Annotated in this window: 1 protein-coding gene; it reads left to right on the top strand. The window is 68.7% G+C overall.

Annotated elements, in window-relative coordinates; all coding sequences use genetic code 11:
- Positions 1–1,590: GGDEF domain-containing protein (locus AX685_RS20230; protein ID WP_231792329.1), on the top strand; the 1,590-nt coding region annotated here is incomplete at its 5' end.
- Between the last annotated feature and the right edge of the window lie 214 nt (positions 1,591–1,804).

Below are 1,804 nucleotides of genomic sequence, written 5' to 3'. Positions count from 1 at the left end.
GCGGCAGCGTGGAGCGGGGCGCCGGTGGCGACCTGCCTCAAGCGGGTGGCGCCCGGTGACACGCCCGCGGCGATCTTCGCCCATCCGCACGGGTTCGACTGTTCGGGGCGGGAGCGGCGCTGGGGCGCGGGCGATTTCTGGGTGCTGTCGGCACGACTTCCCACCGAGGGCGGGCAGCGATCGCTGGTGCGATCGGCGAGCGTCTATCAGGAAGCCGCGACGTTGTACGCGCGTGGCGATGACGGGCGGATCGCGCGAAACGCGTTCGACCGGCACAATGCATGGCAGCGATTGCGGATCGGTGCGTTCTTCGAACTGCCGATCCCGGTCGCCGATACACGCACCGTGCAATTGTTGTGGCGGGTGGAGGGCACGACCAACACGCGCGGAGTGGTGCTGAACCCGCGGTTGCTGACGGTCGGCGAGGGGCAGCGCGACGACCTGATGCTGACCGCCTTCTACGCGGGCTTCGCCGGACTGTGCCTGTCGCTGCTGCTGTCGAACTTCGCGCTGTGGCGTGCGCTGCGGCAGGGGTATCACCCCTATTATTGCGCGATGATCCTGTCGCTGCTGGTCTACGCCGCCAGTTCGTCCGGATGGTTGGGCATCGTGACGGGGATGGACAACAATATCCGGCTGAAGCTGAATATCGCGCTGCTGGGTGGTGCGATCATCAGTGCGATCGCGTTCGCGCGCGTGTTCCTGGGCGGGCAGATGATGCCCGAGGCGGTGCGCCGACTGACGCAGGCGGCGATGGTGTTCCTGGCCGGCGCGGTGGCGACCTATCTGATCGTGTGGCCGCACTGGCCGCTGGCGGTCGACCGGCTGCTGCTGGTGGCGTTCTCCGCCGCGCTGGCGCTGGTGGTGCCGGTGCTGTGGGGTGCATGGCGCGCGCGCGTGCCCTATGCACGGATCTTCGCGATCGCGTGGAGCGCGCCGATCACGCTGGCAATGCTGCGGATCGTCCAGGCCGCCGGATGGATCGGGTGGAGCTTCTGGCTCGACAATTCGACGCTGGTATCGATGGCGCTGGAGGCATCGTTCAGCGCGCTGGCGATCGCGTGGCGGATCAAGGTCGTCAGCGAGGAGCGTGACGCCGCGCGCGAGAAGGAGACGCTGGCGCGGATGCTGGCGGACAGCGACGCGCTGACCGGGTTGCTGAACCGCCGCAGCTTCCTGCGCGAGGCGATCGGCGATCCGGCACCGCGGCTGCTGGTGCTGATCGACATCGATCATTTCCGCCGCGTCAACGAAACGCTGGGGCATGACGGCGGCGACGAGGTGCTGCGGGTGTTCGCCGCGGCGCTGCGCGAAGCGGCGCCGGCGGGCGCGCTGATCGCGCGGATGGGGGGCGAGGAATTCGCGATCCTGGTGCCCGCGCATCTGACCGGACTGCCCGAACAGGTGCTGGACACGATTCGCGGCGCACAGATGCCGTTCGACCTGAAGGTGACCGCTTCGATCGGCAGCGCGCTGGGCGTGATCGGAACCGAGGCGGATTGGGTCGTGCTGTACCGCGAGGCGGATCGCGCGCTGTACGACGCCAAGCGCGCCGGGCGCGACCGCGTGCGCTGGGTGAAAGCCGCGTGAAAACGCTCGAATCCGGGCCACGGTGCGTGTAGGGTTCAGGTTCGAGGGAGCAAGGCCATGAATCGTCAGCCGGATTATCGTCGCCGTCGGATCGTCGTCGCGGCCATGGCGCTGGGGCTGCTGGCGCTGTCGCAGCGCGAAATGCCCGTGATCGGGACGATCTCGATCGATGTCGACGCGGGTCACGCGCCCCAGATCGCCGCCACGCTGGCCC

The sequence above is a fragment of the Sphingomonas sp. CCH9-F2 genome (genome assembly GCF_001556735.1).
Taxonomy (GTDB): domain Bacteria; phylum Pseudomonadota; class Alphaproteobacteria; order Sphingomonadales; family Sphingomonadaceae; genus Sphingomonas; species Sphingomonas ginsenosidimutans.
This window is presented reverse-complemented; position numbering and strand designations above follow the sequence as displayed.